The organism is Actinomyces sp. HMSC065F11 (assembly GCF_001813085.1).
Classification (GTDB): domain Bacteria; phylum Actinomycetota; class Actinomycetes; order Actinomycetales; family Actinomycetaceae; genus Gleimia; species Gleimia europaea.
On the sequence record NZ_KV811484.1, the window covers coordinates 41,366 to 57,751 of the forward strand.

The window sequence follows — 16,386 nt, forward strand, 5'->3', positions numbered from 1 at the left end:
ACGCCCGCCTGATGCTTTAGCGCACGCTGCGGTCGGATAGCGATTTATCCCTTTGCCCTGCACCGTTGAAGCTTCATTCGTTGAAACCTTGACACCTCAACCGGGTAAACCTATTCTTAAATTGTCTTAGACCTCTGACGTCTAAGGTCTCTAGAGTTTCAACAAAGGAGTTGTTGCATGAAGACGCTAGCTGAACTAACTGCGGCACATCCGCCGGCCGTGAACGTCGACGCGCAACGAGTGCGTGATGAAAACGCTCGGACCTCGCCGCCCATCCTTGTGGTGCTCGATGATGACCCTACCGGTACACAGTCCGTATCCGACTTGCCTGTACTAACGTCCTGGGAGCCCGAAGACCTCGAATGGGGATTCAGCACGGGAAAACCAGCTATCTACGTGATGACAAACTCCCGTTCCCTCTCCCCCGAAGATGCGAAGCAGATAAATCGCGAGGTAGTCGAGTCCGCTTACAAGGCGATCAAAAAACACGATGGTCTGGAAATCAGTTTTGTATCCAGATCTGATTCAACGCTACGCGGTCATTTCCCGCTTGAGCCGAACACTCTAGCCGACGCGATGAAAGAGCAGACGGGGCGCGACGTTGATGGCATCGTAGTTCTTCCCGCGTTTGCAGATGCTGGCAGGATCACGATAGACGGGATCCACTATGCGGGGTCTGAGGCTGATGGTTTCACGCCTGTGGGTGAAACCGAGTTCGCCAAAGACGCAACGTTCGGTTTCAGTTCCTCGGCGTTGGCCGCGTGGATTGAAGAAAAAACAGGCGGTGCTACAAAGGCCAGCGACGTCATTGCAATCGACTTAACGACACTTCGAACCGATCTTGACGCTGTCGTCGAAAAGTTGCGTGCCGCTAAAAACAGGCAGCCGATCATTTGCGATTCTGTCACTGAAGATGACCTGCGGCTCCTTTCGCTTGCGCTGAATCAGGCAGAAGCTGCCGGCTCAACTTTTCTATACCGAGTTGGCCCCCCATTTGTCAGGGCCCGCATCGGACAAGATCCTAAATCCCCGCTTACAACAAAAGAGGTGGAAGAATCCCGACAGGGACGAAGCACTGTGCCAGGCGGGCTGATCGTTATCGGAAGCCACGTAGATCTAACCACTCGTCAGTTGAACTATTTGCGCGACAACGTTGAACTGGAAGAGTATGAGATCGATGTTCAAAAAATTCTTGATGACAACGCCAGAGATTCGCATATCGCCGATGTTATAAACAGTGCGATTTCGGGTCTTGATAACGGCCACGTTGTTGTTCGAACATCGCGCAAACTGGTGCGAGGTAACGATGGTGCTTCATCACTTGAAATCTCCCGACGGGTATCAGCAGCGGTTGTCGACGTCGTGCGAGGAATCGTTGGACGCACCACTCCTCGATTCGTGATTGCTAAAGGTGGAATCACTTCATCTGACGTGGCTTCGAAGGGATTGGGCATTAGGCGCGCAACCGTTATCGGCCCCATGCTTCCCGGAATTGTTTCACTTTGGAGCGGACAGAACGAGCCTGCTCGCGGCATTCCTTACATTGTTTTCGCAGGCAATGTGGGCAACGAAACTTCACTGGCCGCCGTCGTAGAAAAACTTTCAAACTAATCTTCTAAGGATCAAAGGAGATCAAAAATGTCTAAGAAAATCGCTGTTTTGGGACTTGGCGCTATGGGCCTGCCCATCGCCACTAACCTGAACAAAAAGTTTGCGGTTACCGGTTTCGACCCCGTTGCAGAGCGAACCTCACTTGCTGCAGATGCCGGTATAGCTACGTTTTCGTCGGCGCGCGAGGCGGCCAACGGCGCAGATTTCGTTGTACTGGCTGTACGTAACCAGGCGCAGCTTGACAACGCTCTTTACGGCGAGGACGGCGTCGTAGCGGTGCTCAACGAGGGAGCTACCATCATCTTGACTTCAACTGTCGGTGTCGACGTCGCCTCTAATGCCCAGGAACCTCTTTCACAAAAGGGTATCGGTTTGGTCGATGCCCCCGTGTCAGGCGGCCCCGTGCGCGCAGGTGAGGGAGACCTTCTGGTAGTTGTCGGTGCGGTTCCCGAGGTATACGAGAGGGCACTACCTGTACTTGAGGAAATGGCCGGAACTCTCGTTAAAGTTGGCGACACGGCCGGCAAGGGACAGGCCATGAAGACTGTAAACCAGCTACTCTGCGGCGTTCATATCGCAGCGGCTGGCGAGGCACTCGCACTAGCGCGAAAGCTTGAGCTTGACGTCCCCCAGGCACTCCATGCTCTCATGTCAGGCGCGGCAGCATCGTTTATGCTCGGGGACCGCGGCGAGCGTATGTTGCGGGCGTACGAAGAAGAGGACGTCGAAGTTAAATCGCGCCTCGACATTTTTGTGAAGGATATGGGAATCGTCACGGATGCCGCTAAATCAGTTGGTTTGGCCGTTCCGGTGGCGGCAGCCGCGCAGCAGGAATACCTCATCGGGGTTGCTCAGGGCATGGCCGCAAAAGATGATTCGTCTGTAATCCGCGTGGTGGCACCGCAGGCTTAACACGTTAGACCGAATGCTTCTTCGTTGGAATCTAAATAGTTTGGGTCCTCAACCTTCAGGTTGAGGACCCAAACTATTTTCGCGTGTTAGATCTTGGTTGGTTCGATCTTCCACACTTCGTTCGCGTAGTCACGGATGGTGCGGTCAGAAGAGAAGCGTCCGGACTCGGTGATGTTCTTCCAAGTCATTGCCGCCCACTTCTTGCGGTCCGCGTAGTCCGCAGCCATTTGGTCGCGCACCTTGCGGTAGTCCTCAAAGTCGCCGAGCAGGTAGTACATGTCGGCCGGCTCGTAGCCGTTCGTGTTGAGCAGGGACCAGCGCAGGTCGTGGAACATTCCGGTACCACCGTCGTCTAGAGTGCCGTCGGTGAACGCGTCGAGGACGCGGCGCAAGCCCGGAACGCTCTCGTACTGGTGGCGCGGGTCGTAAGTGCGACGAAGCTCGGGGAGTTCCTCTTCACGCGCACCAAAGATGTAAGCGTTGTCGTAGCCAACCGAATCCACGATCTCCACATTTGCACCGTCGAGCGTGCCTAGGGTCAGAGCGCCGTTCATCATGAACTTCATGTTCGAGGTGCCGGACGCCTCCTTACCCGCGGTAGAAATCTGCTCAGAAACATCCGCTGCCGGGATGATCTTCTCGGCTGGCGAAACGTTGTAGTTCTCCACGAATACGACCTTCAGAACCTTAGAAACTTCAGGATCGTTGTTGACCAGGCGGCCAACTTCGTTGATCAACTTGATAATCGCCTTGGCACGCACATAGCCGGGAGCTGCCTTAGCACCAAAAATGAATACGCGCGGCGGAATATCTGCCTTCGGGTCATCCTTTAGACGGAAGTACAGGTCAAGCACGTACATGATGTTGAGCAACTGACGCTTGTACTCGTGGAGGCGCTTGATCTGAACGTCAAAAATAGCATCCGGATCAATGTCGATACCCTGACGGTTCTTGATCCACTTCGCGAAATCAACCTTATTTGCGTGCTTAATTTCGTTCAGACGGTCATAGATTTCGTCATTGCCGGCGTCCACGTACTTCTTCAGCACATCGAGGTCACGCACCCACTCGTCTCCGCCAGTCACTTCAGTGAGGAGGGCGGCTAGGCGCGGGTTGCACTGGTTCAGCCAGCGACGCGGCGTTACACCGTTGGTCTTGTTGTTGAACTTCTCAGGCCAAATGTCGTGCCATTCGCCCAGCGTTTCACGCTTGATGATCTCCGTGTGGAGGGCCGCAACACCGTTAATGGAGTAGGACGCGTAGCACGCAATCCACGCCATGTGTACAACACCGTTGGATACGGGAGCCATGTAGTTGATTCGACCGTCATCGAGGCCGAGTTCCTTCATCTCCACACGGAAACGGCGATCGATTTCCCATACGATCTCCATGATGCGTGGGAATAGGCGATCAAAAATCGAGATCTCCCAGGTCTCCAACGCTTCAGCGAGGACCGTGTGGTTGGTGTAAGCGAATGTCTTCGAAACAATCTTCCAAGCTTCGACCCAGCCGAGGCCATGCTCATCCATCAGCAGGCGCATGAGCTCTGGAATAGCGAGCACCGGGTGCGTATCGTTCAGCTGCACGCAGTTGCACTGTGCAAAGTTCTCAAACGTGCCGTGCACTTCCAGGTGGTTCTCAACGATTTCCTGCAAAGAAGCAGAAACGAAGAAGTACTGCTGGCGTACGCGCAGCACCTTGCCTTCATAAGTGGTGTCATTCGGGTAGAGCACGCGAGAAATGTCGTGCGTGCGCTCGCGGTCCACGATAGCGTCGGTGAAGCGCTGCGAGTTGAAGGCGTCGTAGTCGAACTCTTCCATCGGCTCGGCCTTCCACAGGCGGAGCGTGCCAACGTTCTCCGTGCCATAGCCGGTGATCGGCATATCGTATGGAACAGCCCTTACCTTGAGGTCGGCGTAGTCAACGATACGCATTTCTTCCTCATGGCGAATAACCAGAGGGTATCCCTCTTCCATCCAGGAGTCGGGGTGCTCGGTCTGGAAACCATTGCGGAACTCTTGCTTGAAAAGCCCGTAGCGGTACAGGATGCCGTAACCAACTGCGGGGAGGTCCTGAGTTGCGCAAGAATCCAGGAAGCATGCTGCTAGACGTCCAAGGCCACCATTTCCGAGGGCAGCGTCGGGTTCCTCTTCGAGGATCTGTGACAGATCTTGACCAAATGCTTTTGCAGCCTCTTCGGCCTGATCTACCAGGCCAAGGTTGAGGAGGTTGTTAAGGAGGGCTCGGCCCATGAGGAACTCAGCGGAGAAGTAGTGCTGACGCCTTCCCTTGCGGTAGAGCTCCTTGGTTGCGTACCAGTTGTCAGCAATCTGGTCTACCACTGATGCGGATAGTCCTTGCCAGAACTCCATCGGAGTTGAAACTGCCGGGGGCCGTCCAGAGACGGCGCGAACCGCTCCAGCGGATGCCGTCGTAAAGTCGGTCATTCGTTATCCTTCCAAAGTGAACAGACTCGCCAAACCATTTCAGTCAAGCGAGCTTGAACATCGTCGCTAGTTTATCGAGATGGCGCCCATTGCTCGAATTCAGTGTTGAAATAACGCCCTGTTTTGTGCGCAATGACACCCGTAAAAAGCGCTCAGTCGTTGTACGGGCCTGGAATGCCACCGCTGTTATTGAATGCGGAGATAAATAACCGAACAATGGTGATGAGAATCCAGGCCGGTGCAAGCATCAGTGAATAGGCGATCATGGGGCCACTTCTCTTCTGCGTTGCGCTTGTTCCACCTCTTCTATTTCACGGCTCCAGCAGATCAGAGGGGCGGGAGGGGCGCCATAACAAAAATCTCGCGGCATATGCAGAACATATGTCGCGAGATTTCATTCGGCGGTAGCGGTGGGATTTGAACCCACGGTGGCTATTAACCACACAGCATTTCGAGTGCTGCACCTTCGGCCGCTCGGACACGCTACCTTTGGACTTTCATCCGGCCCTCATACTACATGGTGCGACGCGTTGAGAAAAACCCGCGGAGTTGAATTTCGCATTCCGTGCGCAAAATCTCGGGAATTACCTCCACCTGGTGGTTGAGACGCGAATCGCGAACCACATCTCGAATTGATCCTGCAGCCCCTGCCTTTGGATCCCACGCGCCCATCACTAGGCGTTTTACGCGCGCGTTCACTATTGCGCCGGCACACATTGTGCACGGCTCAAGAGTGACCACAAGGGTGAGGTCATCTAGCCTCCACGTGCCGCGGAGTTTCGCGGCATCGCGTAGCGCACTGATTTCGGCGTGGCCGGCAGGATCGGATTCCGCTTCTCGAGTGTTCCACCCCTCCCCCAGGATCGTGCCCCACTCGTCGATCACAACAGCCCCAACGGGCACGTCTCCCGCGGCTCGCGCCCGGTCAGCCAGGTAGAGGGCGCGGCTCATAGCGTTTTCGTAGATGGATTTCATTTCCGAGGGCGTGGGCGGGTTCCTGCGCTCCCCACGTGCACTCAGAGTTTTGGTGCGTGCCTCTTGCTCAGCCAGCCGAGCCCTGGCCCTGGCTTGTTTTTCGGCTTGCTCAAGGTGTGCTTTGAGGTTTTGGGTGCCGTGTATCTCTACCCGACTCGGAAATGAATGATCAGCCATAATGCTTGATTTTAGCGAACTATTTGCAAAGAATGCCGCAAAGATTAACTTCCTCGCACCTGGTCAAGGTACGGTATAAGCATGCGTTTACATGTTGCTGAACACCCCCTCATTGCTCACAAATTGACTGTTTTGCGTGACGAGAGGACGCCGTCTGCGACGTTCCGTCTTCTTGCTGACGAACTCGTTACGCTTCTCGCCTATGAAGGCACTCGCGACGTCCTGGTTGAGGACGTCGAAATTACGACTCCGGTTACTAAGACTGTTGGTAAGCAGATCACTGGTCCGCGTCCGCTGGTTGTGCCGATTTTGCGTGCCGGTTTGGGCATGCTGGAGGGCATGACACGGATGCTTCCAACCGCTGAGGTTGGCTTCCTCGGCATGAGGCGTGACCACGAGACGCTTGAGGTTGAGACTTACGCGAATCGTTTGCCCGATGACCTGTCGGGACGCCAGTGCTTCATTTTGGACCCGATGTTGGCAACCGGCCACACCATGGTTGCAGCAATCAACTACTTGCTTGACCACGGTGCACGCGATGTGACGTGCCTGTGTCTGCTGGCCGCTCCAGAAGGCTTGAAGACGGTTGAGGAGGCTGTTGGCGACCGCGCTAATGTACAGATCGTAACCGCATCTGTGGATGAGTGTTTGAACGAGAACGCTTACATTGTTCCCGGTTTGGGTGATGCGGGCGATCGTCTGTACGGAGTTTTGGACTAATCTTTTCTTGTTGAGATAGAAGTTGAGCCCGGATCAAACGATCCGGGCTCAACTTTTACCTATTCAGTCAGCTTCTCTCACGTTGTTAGAACGCGGGGATAACGGAGCCGTCGGTCCAAGTATCCTTGATGAACTGTGCAACTTCTGGCGAGTGCAGGAGCTTGTCAAGGGTCTTGATGGCCTCGTTATTGTCATCTTCGGAGCGCCATACGAGGACGTTGACGGCCGGAGAACCTTCGGGATTCTCTACGAGGAGAGCGTCCTTTGCAGAGGACAGGCCACCCTCTTCGGCGTAGTTACCATTGATGACCGCGATGTCTACGTCCGGGAGGGAACGCACTAGCTGCGGGCCTTCAACCTCAACGAACTCAACGTTCTTTAGCTTCTCGACGTTGAAGATAGTTGCGTCTTCGCCTTCGGGAACCTTCACGATGCCGGCAACTGCAAGCAGATCGAGGGCGCGGCCCTGATTCGCAGTGTCGTTAATGATGCCGATCTTGGCGCCATCCTTGAGGTCCTCTAGCTTCTCAATCTTGTCGGAGTAGATCGCGAGGGGCTCCAGGTGGATGCCTTCGCCGTGCGAAAAGTCAACGCCTAGTTCCTTCTTCTGACCCTCGAGGTAAGGCACAGTCTGGTAGAAGTTAGCGTCGATATCACCGGACTTTAGGGCCTGGTTAGGGATGACATAGTCGGTGTATTCAACAATGTTGAGATCAATGCCAGCGTCAGCAGCGAGCTCATCCTTAACGAACTTCAGGATCCGCGCGTGAGGTGCAGGGGAAGCTCCAACCGTGAGGGTGGTGACCCCCTGTTCGGAAGCCGACTGGCTTTCAGTGCTGGTTTCTCCGCCGGAAGAGGAGCATCCTGCGAGGGTTAGGGCTAGCGCAGCTGCTGCTGCGGCAAATACACGGGTCTTACGCATTGTAATCAAGTCTTTCTGTGTTCAAGTTTGAAATTTGTTGGAGTGCTGGCAAACGTGTTGCCCGGGAAGTCCAGGATTGCTATCCCGGCTGGTGGAGAGCTCAGCGGTGATCCACCAGCCGGCTCAGCATGTCTCCAACAACTTGGACTATTTGAACGATGATTACGATTCCCACCACGGAAACTAACATGACGTCTCCTTGGAATCGGTTGTATCCGTAGTTCATTGCGAGTTGGCCGAGGCCGCCGCCACCGAGCACGCCCGCGATTGCGGAATAGCCGATGAGGGTGACTGTAAGAACTGTTACGGAGTCAATGAGGGCAGGTAGGGCTTCGCGTACCTGTACGCCAAACATGATTTCCCACCTGCTGGCACCCATCATGTGGGCGGCTTCGATCTTGCCTGCGCTTACGCCGCGAACGTTCGTTTCTACGAGGCGGGCAAAGAAGGGGATTGCGCCAACGCTGAGCGGTACCACCGCGGCCTTCCAGCCGAGGGTGGTGCCTACAACGAAGCGAGTAAATGGAAGAACTGCAATTAGCAGGATGATGAATGGGATTGACCTGCCAACGTTAACGATGAATCCGAGTATTTGGTTTGCTACCCGGTTTGGGGTGAGGCCACCGCGGGCTGTGGATACCAGGAAGAGGCCGAGTGGGGTTCCAATCACTACGGTGATCACGGTTGCCCATGCGGTCATGCCTAGTGTTTGCCATACGGATGGCCAGAACGCCTCTTTAATGGCGGGGTTATCTAGCCACTGGCCGTCAGCAGCGAGAGCGACTAGCGCTGTTGCTACGCTCATGATCGCACCTCCACTGCTACATCGTTTTGTTCCAAAGTTTCCATGATTTGCTTTAGGTGCATGGTGGGCACGGTTAAAGCAAGGCGTCCTACTTGGACGTTGGACAGGGTTTCAAATGTTCCTGCCGCTACGTCGCCACCCATTCGTGATGCCATGGCAAGGACAGTGGCTCCGGTTGGGACGCCGGGGGTTGACGTGAACATGACGTCAAGAATCGTCGAGTTGGCGTCCTTATCGGTTTCGTCAATGGACGGCATGGGGACGAGTTCACGCGCAAGTTTCGATTTTGGGTTTGCAACGATCTCGTGGACGGGACCAGACTCGAGGATCTGCCCGTGTTCAAGCATGGTTGCGGAATCACAAATTTCACGCACAACACCCATTTCGTGCGTGATGATAACGATGGTTACGCCAACTTCGTCCCTGATTTGTTGTAGCAACGCCAGAATTTGGCGAGTGGTTTCAGAGTCTAGGGCGGAGGTGGGCTCGTCACACAACAGCACGGCTGGTTTGGTGGCGAGGGCGCGTGCAATTCCTACGCGCTGTTGCTGTCCACCGGAAAGCTGGGAGGGGTAGGAGCCGGCGCGGTTTTCAAGGCCAACAACTTTAAGTAGTTCAGTTGCTCGCTCAAGACGCTCTTTTTTAGAAACTCCCGCAATTTTGAGCGGGTACGCGATGTTTTCAAGGGCGGTGCGCGAGTCCATTAGGTTAGCGGATTGGAAGACCATACCAATCTTGCGGCGTGCTTTACGAAGGGCTGAGTGGCCAAGGCCGGATAGATCTGTGCCATCCAGGTATACGGAGCCATCGGTGGGCTGTTCAAGTCCGGTAAGGCAACGGATAAGAGTTGATTTGCCCGCTCCGGACTGGCCAACGATGCCGTGAATTTCTCCCGCATTTACAGTCAGGTTTGCGTCGTTAAGGGCGCGCACTTCATTTCCGCCGCGCAGGACATAAGTTTTGGAGAGGTTTTCGAGCTTGATCATTGGCTGGCTCATGTCCCCTCCTTCATGCCCGACGTTCTTGAGGATGTCTACGATTCTAGAACGAGTTGCCGCAAATCCCTTCTTCGTGTCCACCTTTTGGCGCGAGGTTTACCTCACATCCCGCTGATTGCAAGGCCAAGGAGGGCGCTAGCGACGCTGGCGAGTAGACCAAATGTTGCGGTGATCATGCCGGATGCGATGCTCGTTTTTCGCGCCTCGGGCAGGGTAAGGATGTTGAGCACGTCAACCATTGCGGTAGAGAAAGTGGTCCAGCCTCCCATCAGTCCGGTGCCGATGATCAGCCAGGTTTCGGCGCTGAGGTGTCCAACGAGAAGACCGGCGAGGAAGGACCCGATGATGTTGATGGTGATGATGGGCCATGCCAGGGCAGTGCGACGAATCAGGCCGGCGTCGGGTTTGACGGGAATGAGGCCACGTCGTTTGAGCAGGTTTTGGAGGGCGAGGTCGGTGCGGTAGCGCGCGTAGGCGCCAAGGCCGCCGGCAAGGGATAGGTAGAGCCAGGTCATGCTTGCACTCCTTTGGCTGCGAGGTGTTTCGCAAGTCGAGTTCCAAGCCATGCGCCCGCAATGCCGGCAAGGATGGTGAGGGCGCCCGCGCCTAGCGCAAGGGCAAGGTTAGTGCCGCGCGCAATAGCGAGGGCGAAGGCGGAGTATGTGGTGAAGGCTCCAAGAAAGCCGGTGCCGGCAAAAATTTTTATGCGGTCCCACAGGGGGTGCATGCCACGTCGAACGCTCCACGTGGTGATTAGGCCGCCCATGAGGAATGCGCCAAGCACATTTACAAAAACGGTGGACACGTTGATGCCTGCGAAGGTGCTTGCAATGAGGGTGTCGATGAGGGCACGCGAGAGGGTTCCCAGCGCTGCGCCAAGGAACACGAGGAGGCCTGGTTTTATCTCGTACATAATCTCTCTACTTGCTGTGAGTGGTGCCGCCAGCCAGTCTACTCTTAGTGGTAGACGGGATTTTGGGGAGGTTCACGGCCATGTCTTGTTGCGAGTTGCCCGGCGAGACGCGTTCTGGGCTGTGGTCAAATCCGAAGACAATTTGGGCAGCACTGGCATTTTTCACTTTCTTCTTGGCGGTGTTTTCAACCGGGTCGCTGACGGCTGACGCGGTGGCGAAGCCGGGTTATTTGATGTTTGCGTCGGTGGTGGCGATGGCGCTGTTCGCGGCTCCCGTGGCGCATAGGGAGTGGGCGTTTGGCCGCGATTCTAATGCGGTGTTAGTGGTATTGGGCTGGCTGGTGGCAACGGTTGTGTTCGTGCGCGCGTTTGCTGAAGTTTCGCGTTTGGATGTGGTGACAGTTGGTTTGCCGCGCCCTCTTTTGGCGTTGTTGGGAGTGGCTTCAGTGGTGATGGCTTTTCGGGCGTCTAATGCGCGCTGGCCTAGCGCTCCGCGCGGTGACAAGGCGTGGCAGACACAGCTTTCGGCTCTGTTGTCTAGGTATTATTCGTGGCCAAATGAGGCAGTGAGGCAGGCAGTGGAGGCCACAACCGCGAGTGCAGATGAAGCTGGGTTGGAGTTGCAGGAAGCGCTTGGCGACCCGTGGCAGGTGGCGGTTGAGTTCGTGTCGAAGAGCCCGGATAATGCGCGCCCGAATGCGCGGATTCTGCTGGTGGCTGGCCTGGGGTTTGCGGTTCTGTCGGTGGCGTCCTTCGCGGTAGGCGGAGTGTCGCTGTATGCGGTTGTGGTTGGCATTTTGGGTGTAGGCATGATTTCGCTGGCATGGTTTTTGCGGCGGTAGGCTTGTTTTTACGCATTGAACGTGTGGAGGGGAGGCCGCGTGGCTGCTGGTAGGTTTGCGCCGAGTCCGTCGGGTGATATGCACATTGGTAATCTGCGCACGGCGTTGTTGGCGTGGGCGTGGGCGCGACAGTCGGGCCGCGATTTTGTGCTTCGCGTGGAGGATATTGACCGGGTGAAACAGGGCGCGGCGCAGCGTCAGATTGAGGATTTAGCGACGCTGGGTATTGATTGGGATGGCGATGTGCTGTTCCAGAGCACTCGCAGGCCGGCGCATGAGGCTGCGATTGGCCAGCTACGCGAGGCGGGGTTGTTGTTTGAGTGTTACTGCTCGCGTAGGGATATTAAGGAGGCGGCGAGCGCTCCGCATGTGCGGCCGGGTTCATATCCGGGAACGTGTCGCAATTTGTCGCCGGCAGAGCGGGAGCGGCGCAGGGCAGAGCTGGCTAGTGTGGGTCGGGGTCCTGCTTTGCGGTTGAATCCGACGGTTGATGTGTGGTCGGTTGAGGATGACTTGTTTGGCACCGTGACGGAGCCGATTGATTGCGTGGTGTTGCAGCGCGGTGATGGCACGTTGGCGTACAACCTCGTAGTGGTTGTGGATGATGCGTTTCAGGGTGTGGATCAGGTGGTGCGGGCTGATGATTTGCTGTCGTCAGCACCCGCGCAGGCTTATATTGCACACGCTTTGGGGCTTGTGCAGCCGCGTTATGCGCACGTGCCTCTTGTGATTAATGAGGCGGGTGACCGGCTGGCTAAGCGTGATGGTGCGGTTACGTTGCGCGAGTTCTTGGATTTGGGTTGGACAGTTGCGGACGTGGTGGGCAAGATCGCGGGGTCGCTCGGGTTTGAGGCGAGGTCGGCGGAGCAGTTCCTGGACGTGTTTGATCGGCGCAGGATGGTGCGCACTCCCTGGGTGTTTTCACCCGCTGATGGCCCGGCTGGTAGTTGAGGGCGCGGGCGCCGGCCCGCGCTAACCAGCGGGCTGGCGGGGTTTGAGGGGTTGGCGCTCTCCTCGTGAATGGTTGTTATGCCTTACGGGCGCGGCGTAGGTCTAGGTAGCCGACTAGTAGGGCGAAGAGTTGCGCGGTGATGATCGCGATGAAGGCGACGAGGACGGCATTGTGGAAGCCGTACATTGGGGCCGTGGCGAAGTAGATGGCGGTCATGATCGCGTTGCCGATGGCGGTGGCGATGCGCTCCACGGTTTGTTTGACGCCGCCAGCGGTGCCGCCGTGTTGGATGGGGACGTCTTGGAGGGCGAGGGTTTGGTTGACGGCTCCGAATGCGCCTTGACCGAAGCCGAAGAGGGAGAGGGGCGCGGCCATCCACCACAGGTTGACGCCTTGGCTGGCGATGAGGGCCACTGAAACGGCGGTGAGTAGTGACCCTACGATCATGAGGATGAGGGAGATTTGCACGATTTTCCGGCCGGCTTTGAGGGCGCGGTTTGATGCCCAGCGGGCGGCTACTGCGGAGAAGAAGGAGCTGGGTAGGGCGATGGTGCCTGCAATCATGGCGGAGGCGCCGAGCCCTATTTGGAGGTACATCGCGATGATGGTGTAAGTGGTGGTGGAGCCGAGGAAGTAGGCGCCGGCAACGATGGTGCCCATGGAGAATGATGGGATTCTTAGTAGGTCAAGGTTGACGAGGGGGTAGTTGCCTCGTTTGGTGTAGTGGGCTTCCCATTGCCACCAGGCGTATAGGAGGGCGATGGCAAGCGCGAAGATGAGGGCGAGCTGCCAGCGGAGTGGTCGCACGGTGAATGGGTACATGATGCCGAGCACAGCGGTTACGAGCAGGATGATGCCTATGGGGTCGAGGTCGATTTTTTGCCGCTGCCTGGCGGGGAGGCTTTGCCCGTTTTTCTTGGCTTGGCGGCGTTCGCGGCGCGCGGCGGCGCGTCTGCGTTCGTTGGCGAAGGGAAGCCAGTAGAGGGCGAGGATGAATCCGATTATGCCGAAGGGGACGTTGATGAAGAAGGTGTAGCGCCAGCCGTGTTCCTCGCCGAATAGGGTGATGAGGGCGCCGGCGAGGACGGGGCCGATTGACACGGCGACGGCTACGGTCATGCCGAAGAGGCCGAAGGCTTTGGCACGGGCTTGGCCTTTGAAGGTTTGTTGGATGATGCCCATGACTTGGGGTGAGAAGAGGCCGCCGCCGATGCCTTGAATGATCCGCACGATGTTGAGGAAGGTTGGGTCTGGTGCGAGTCCGGAGAGGATGGAGCCAACTACGAAGGTGATGAGGCCGATTTGGAAGAGGGTGCCGCGTCCGATGAGGTCGCCGAGTCGCCCGGCTGGTACTAGTACGATGCCGATGGCGAGGGCGTAGCCCGAGAGCACCCATTGGAGGTCGGAGTCGGTGGCGTTCAGTCCTACACCGATGGTGGCGAGGGCTACGTTGACGGATGACACTGCGATTAGTGACATGGCTAGGGGGATGAGGAGAACCACGAGGATCTTGCGTGGTTTGAAAACGCGGTCTACGCCGGGTACTCGGATTTCTCCGTCAAATGAGTCGCCCGGGGAGAAACTGTCAGCCACCGCTTTCCTCCTTATTTCTTTAAACCCTCAACATTGTTAAATATAAGCATCCGCCCGGGTGGATGCATAAGGCAGCCGTTGTGCAAACGCTCTTTGTGCATACACTCGTTGTAAAGGCTCTGGTTGTACGGGCACCGGTTACGCGGGCGATCATGGGCTCATACGCGATCACGTGCACGCGCGGAACGGGGCGTCGCGTTTGGGATAGTTGTTGGTGCCTGGCGTGGTACGTTTTGGGTATGTGCCGCGTGAAACTAACAGCGCGGTGCTGGCCGGCTGAGTCTTGATAGTCCCCCACCGATCGGGAGGCGTGCTGGTAACGCGCCTCCCACCCTTTCGCGTCTTTCACGGGTAGCGGCGCCCTAGGCCGCTACCTATTGCTGCTCAGGTGCCGAGCCTTCCTCAGGGCTGGCGACCACACTGTTTTTAGCGGCTTCCTCGGCGCGCTTCTTTTGTTCGGCTTCCTTGGCTCGTTTGGCTTCTTCTTCTTCCAATTGCTTAAGGTATTCACGCATCTCTTTGGAATGTTTACCTTTTCCGGTTACTGTGCCGCCGGTATCTAGCGCAAATTTTTCCTGGATAGTGACGCGGTTGGGGTCCTTAGGGATAGGGCGTTTCATTTGTGATTCTCCTTAGTAGGTTGATTTAAGAAGCCCCGCCTGTAGGGGAGCATTTTTATCTAAACAGAGGGTCCGGACATTATTTTTGAAACCCGCTAATCGCGCGGATGGCGATAAAGTAAACCCCGCAAGCGCGGGGAGAAGTGGTACGTGTTTGAACCAGAAATTGAAAAAATAGGGTCATCCCCGCAAACGCAGGGAACACACATAGCATTCTAGTCTTTCTTGGTCTCGTGTGAGATCACCCTGCATGTGCGGGGAGCGTTTCGGGCGTCCAGGTAGGAAAGAAAATACCCGTGAACCAGTTCTCGAGCAAGGCCAAAAGAAGTAGGCCTAGGCTATGCAAGCCTTGACAATGCGGCACTAACGCACGGCATTCTAGAAGTAGTATCCGTACCGGAGCCAAGGAGAAAATAACATGTCACGTCGCGACGCTGCACAAAAATGGCTTGATAAGAAAATCGAATACGGGATCTACCCGCCTGAAAGCGTGCTCCTTGAACAAACATATTCTGACGACGAGTATGAGCTCTTTGACTTGGATACCGGTTCAGACGTTCCCGTTATGGGAGGACTGATGTGCATTCTGGTTGATTCACAAGGGGAAGTGCACCCTGTGTCGTCTTCCCCTAGTGACGAGCTTTTCGATGTGGTTATGGATATGCTCCCGGACGAATAATCGCTTCTATTTCTCTCAAAGCCCCTTGACCATTTTGAACTGTCTCCCGGAAGTTGGACTGATTTATCCCGTTTTCTTCCGGGGAACATGCAGCGAGTAGCCCAGCCACGTCATTAGTGGCGGGGTCATCCCTGCAGGCGCGGGGAGCATTGGCGGAGACATCAATAAAACCAACACGGCTAGGGGTCATCCCCGCATGCGCGGGGAACATGACTTGCAAGGTGTTCATTGCCTTGTTCCTTTGGGGTCATCCCCGCATGCGCGGGGAGGATGTCTCCATCCTGTGGCGTGCCTACTACCTTCTGCCGTCATCCCCGCATGCGCGGGGAGGATGTGTCGAATTCTTCGCCGATGTCGTACACGGCCGGGTCATCCCCGCAGGCGCGGGGAGCATATAGCCGCAATGAAGGGGAACGGATTGCCCTCGGGGTCATCCCCGCAGGCGCGGGGAACATGCAGAGATAATAAACCCTGGGCGAACCAGGCTGGGGTCATCCCCGCAGGCGCGGGGAACATCTTGTCCGTCAAATCCCTAATAGTAATCATTCGGGGTCATCCCCGCATGCGCGGGGAACATCCGTCTTTTTCGCGCGAAACAACGCTAATCACGGGGTCATCCCCGCATGCGCGGGGAACATCCGGTGGTTTCCCCGGCCTTGTAGGTGTATCGGGGGTCATCCCCGCATGCGCGGGGAACATTAAATCGTAAGACCTGAGCTAGTCCACCTCGCGGGGTCATCCCCGCATGCGCGGGGAACATGAACTCATCCGAGTACTCATGACGCTTCGAGCGGGGTCATCCCCGCATGCGCGGGGAACATAAAATGCTCCCATCGTGGACGTACACGAAGCCGGGGTCATCCCCGCATGCGCGGGGAACATCCAAACGCAGACCACAAAAGGTCGGTGACGCGGGGGTCATCCCCGCATGCGCGGGGAACATCCCGCGTTTTTAAGGACGGGCATTGTCTCGAAGTGGGTCATCCCCGCATGCGCGGGGAACATTCCAGACACTACTCGGCCACACCTCTCCGTCTGGGGTCATCCCCGCATGCGCGGGGAACATACGCCAAGCGCGCTAGCTAGCTTTGGCAATTCGGGGTCATCCCCGCATGCGCGGGGAACATAGGCCACAGCCCCGCTCTGGATCGCGTTAGCCGGGGTCATCCCCGCATGCGCGGGGAACATTTGTCTTTGATTGGAAAGGAAGTTTAATGACT

Annotated in this window: 15 protein-coding genes, 1 tRNA gene and 1 CRISPR repeat array; of the genes, 6 read left to right on the forward strand and 10 right to left on the reverse strand. The window is 56.5% G+C overall.

Annotated elements, in window-relative coordinates; translation table 11 throughout:
• Positions 1–177 precede the first annotated feature (177 nt).
• Both HMPREF2891_RS07560 and HMPREF2891_RS07565 read left to right on the forward strand, forming a co-directional pair.
• Positions 178–1,611, forward strand: a complete 1,434-nt coding sequence (locus HMPREF2891_RS07560) for a four-carbon acid sugar kinase family protein (RefSeq protein ID WP_070619189.1) — start codon at positions 178–180, stop codon at positions 1,609–1,611.
• 27 nt (positions 1,612–1,638) lie between these two features.
• Positions 1,639–2,523 carry an NAD(P)-dependent oxidoreductase gene (locus HMPREF2891_RS07565; protein ID WP_070619187.1) on the forward strand — a complete coding sequence of 295 codons (885 nt, stop codon included), beginning with the start codon at positions 1,639–1,641 and terminating at the stop codon, positions 2,521–2,523.
• An 86-nt stretch (positions 2,524–2,609) separates the two neighbouring features.
• On the opposite strand, the gene HMPREF2891_RS07570 is transcribed toward HMPREF2891_RS07565, so the two are convergent.
• From HMPREF2891_RS07570 to tadA, 3 genes are all read right to left on the reverse strand, one after another.
• Complete coding sequence (locus HMPREF2891_RS07570; RefSeq protein WP_070664806.1) at positions 2,610–4,970, reverse strand: glycogen/starch/alpha-glucan phosphorylase; 2,361 nt, start codon at positions 4,968–4,970, stop codon at positions 2,610–2,612.
• 402 nt (positions 4,971–5,372) lie between these two features.
• Positions 5,373–5,458, reverse strand: a tRNA-Ser gene (locus HMPREF2891_RS07575).
• 25 nt (positions 5,459–5,483) lie between these two features.
• Positions 5,484–6,122 (reverse strand): tRNA adenosine(34) deaminase TadA, encoded by a 639-nt coding sequence (gene tadA, locus HMPREF2891_RS07580; protein WP_233187630.1) that lies wholly within the window; start codon positions 6,120–6,122, stop codon positions 5,484–5,486.
• Positions 6,123–6,203: 81 nt separating this feature from the next.
• On the opposite strand from tadA, the gene upp reads away from it, so the two are divergent.
• Positions 6,204–6,842 carry a uracil phosphoribosyltransferase gene (gene upp, locus HMPREF2891_RS07585; protein WP_034508711.1) on the forward strand — a complete coding sequence of 213 codons (639 nt, stop codon included), beginning with the start codon at positions 6,204–6,206 and terminating at the stop codon, positions 6,840–6,842.
• An 85-nt stretch (positions 6,843–6,927) separates the two neighbouring features.
• Here upp and HMPREF2891_RS07590 read toward each other — a convergent pair whose 3' ends face one another.
• The 5 genes from HMPREF2891_RS07590 to HMPREF2891_RS07610 form a co-directional block, all read right to left on the reverse strand.
• A complete protein-coding gene (locus HMPREF2891_RS07590) occupies positions 6,928–7,764 on the reverse strand; it encodes a MetQ/NlpA family ABC transporter substrate-binding protein (protein ID WP_070664808.1) in 837 nt (278 codons plus the stop codon).
• A 100-nt stretch (positions 7,765–7,864) separates the two neighbouring features.
• Complete coding sequence (locus tag HMPREF2891_RS07595; protein ID WP_070619181.1) at positions 7,865–8,569, reverse strand: methionine ABC transporter permease; 705 nt, start codon at positions 8,567–8,569, stop codon at positions 7,865–7,867.
• Positions 8,566–9,555 (reverse strand): methionine ABC transporter ATP-binding protein, encoded by a 990-nt coding sequence (locus tag HMPREF2891_RS07600; RefSeq protein ID WP_070619609.1) that lies wholly within the window; start codon positions 9,553–9,555, stop codon positions 8,566–8,568. The genes HMPREF2891_RS07595 and HMPREF2891_RS07600 overlap by 4 nt, the downstream gene beginning before the upstream one ends.
• Before the next feature lie 113 nt (positions 9,556–9,668).
• On the reverse strand, positions 9,669–10,082 hold the full coding sequence (locus tag HMPREF2891_RS07605) for a fluoride efflux transporter FluC (protein WP_070619178.1): 414 nt from the start codon (positions 10,080–10,082) through the stop codon (positions 9,669–9,671).
• Positions 10,079–10,480, reverse strand: coding sequence for a fluoride efflux transporter FluC (locus HMPREF2891_RS07610; RefSeq protein WP_070619175.1), 402 nt, complete (start codon positions 10,478–10,480; stop codon positions 10,079–10,081). The genes HMPREF2891_RS07605 and HMPREF2891_RS07610 overlap by 4 nt, the downstream gene beginning before the upstream one ends.
• An 80-nt stretch (positions 10,481–10,560) precedes the next feature.
• Between HMPREF2891_RS07610 and HMPREF2891_RS07615 the strand changes: the two genes are divergently transcribed.
• Positions 10,561–11,322 carry a hypothetical protein gene (locus HMPREF2891_RS07615; RefSeq protein WP_070664810.1) on the forward strand — a complete coding sequence of 254 codons (762 nt, stop codon included), beginning with the start codon at positions 10,561–10,563 and terminating at the stop codon, positions 11,320–11,322.
• A gap of 39 nt (positions 11,323–11,361) precedes the next feature.
• Complete coding sequence (gluQRS, locus tag HMPREF2891_RS07620; RefSeq protein ID WP_070664812.1) at positions 11,362–12,273, forward strand: tRNA glutamyl-Q(34) synthetase GluQRS; 912 nt, start codon at positions 11,362–11,364, stop codon at positions 12,271–12,273.
• 76 nt (positions 12,274–12,349) lie between these two features.
• Here the strand turns inward: gluQRS and HMPREF2891_RS07625 are convergent, their stop codons facing one another.
• Entirely contained in the window at positions 12,350–13,867 is a 1,518-nt protein-coding gene (locus HMPREF2891_RS07625; RefSeq protein ID WP_083311308.1) for an MFS transporter, read from the reverse strand.
• Between the two features lie 374 nt (positions 13,868–14,241).
• Positions 14,242–14,487, reverse strand: a complete 246-nt coding sequence (locus tag HMPREF2891_RS07630) for a hypothetical protein (RefSeq protein ID WP_070664814.1) — start codon at positions 14,485–14,487, stop codon at positions 14,242–14,244.
• A 418-nt stretch (positions 14,488–14,905) separates the two neighbouring features.
• Here HMPREF2891_RS07630 and HMPREF2891_RS07635 point away from each other — a divergent pair, with 418 nt between their 5' ends.
• Positions 14,906–15,166 (forward strand): hypothetical protein, encoded by a 261-nt coding sequence (locus tag HMPREF2891_RS07635; protein WP_070664816.1) that lies wholly within the window; start codon positions 14,906–14,908, stop codon positions 15,164–15,166.
• Between the two features lie 122 nt (positions 15,167–15,288).
• Positions 15,289–16,354: a CRISPR direct-repeat array (repeat unit 28 nt; unit sequence GGGTCATCCCCGCATGCGCGGGGAACAT).
• Positions 16,355–16,386 lie beyond the last annotated feature (32 nt).

Coding starts and splice junctions, on each gene's coding strand:
- HMPREF2891_RS07560 (WP_070619189.1), top strand. CDS start 178: ATGAAGACGCTAGCTGAACTAACTGCGGCACATCCGCCGGCCGTGAAC.
- HMPREF2891_RS07565 (WP_070619187.1), top strand. CDS start 1,639: ATGTCTAAGAAAATCGCTGTTTTGGGACTTGGCGCTATGGGCCTGCCC.
- HMPREF2891_RS07570 (WP_070664806.1), bottom strand. CDS start 4,970: ATGACCGACTTTACGACGGCATCCGCTGGAGCGGTTCGCGCCGTCTCT.
- tadA (WP_233187630.1), bottom strand. CDS start 6,122: ATGGCTGATCATTCATTTCCGAGTCGGGTAGAGATACACGGCACCCAA.
- upp (WP_034508711.1), top strand. CDS start 6,204: ATGCGTTTACATGTTGCTGAACACCCCCTCATTGCTCACAAATTGACT.
- HMPREF2891_RS07590 (WP_070664808.1), bottom strand. CDS start 7,764: ATGCGTAAGACCCGTGTATTTGCCGCAGCAGCAGCTGCGCTAGCCCTA.
- HMPREF2891_RS07595 (WP_070619181.1), bottom strand. CDS start 8,569: ATGAGCGTAGCAACAGCGCTAGTCGCTCTCGCTGCTGACGGCCAGTGG.
- HMPREF2891_RS07600 (WP_070619609.1), bottom strand. CDS start 9,555: ATGATCAAGCTCGAAAACCTCTCCAAAACTTATGTCCTGCGCGGCGGA.
- HMPREF2891_RS07605 (WP_070619178.1), bottom strand. CDS start 10,082: ATGACCTGGCTCTACCTATCCCTTGCCGGCGGCCTTGGCGCCTACGCG.
- HMPREF2891_RS07610 (WP_070619175.1), bottom strand. CDS start 10,480: ATGTACGAGATAAAACCAGGCCTCCTCGTGTTCCTTGGCGCAGCGCTG.
- HMPREF2891_RS07615 (WP_070664810.1), top strand. CDS start 10,561: ATGTCTTGTTGCGAGTTGCCCGGCGAGACGCGTTCTGGGCTGTGGTCA.
- HMPREF2891_RS07630 (WP_070664814.1), bottom strand. CDS start 14,487: ATGAAACGCCCTATCCCTAAGGACCCCAACCGCGTCACTATCCAGGAA.
- HMPREF2891_RS07635 (WP_070664816.1), top strand. CDS start 14,906: ATGTCACGTCGCGACGCTGCACAAAAATGGCTTGATAAGAAAATCGAA.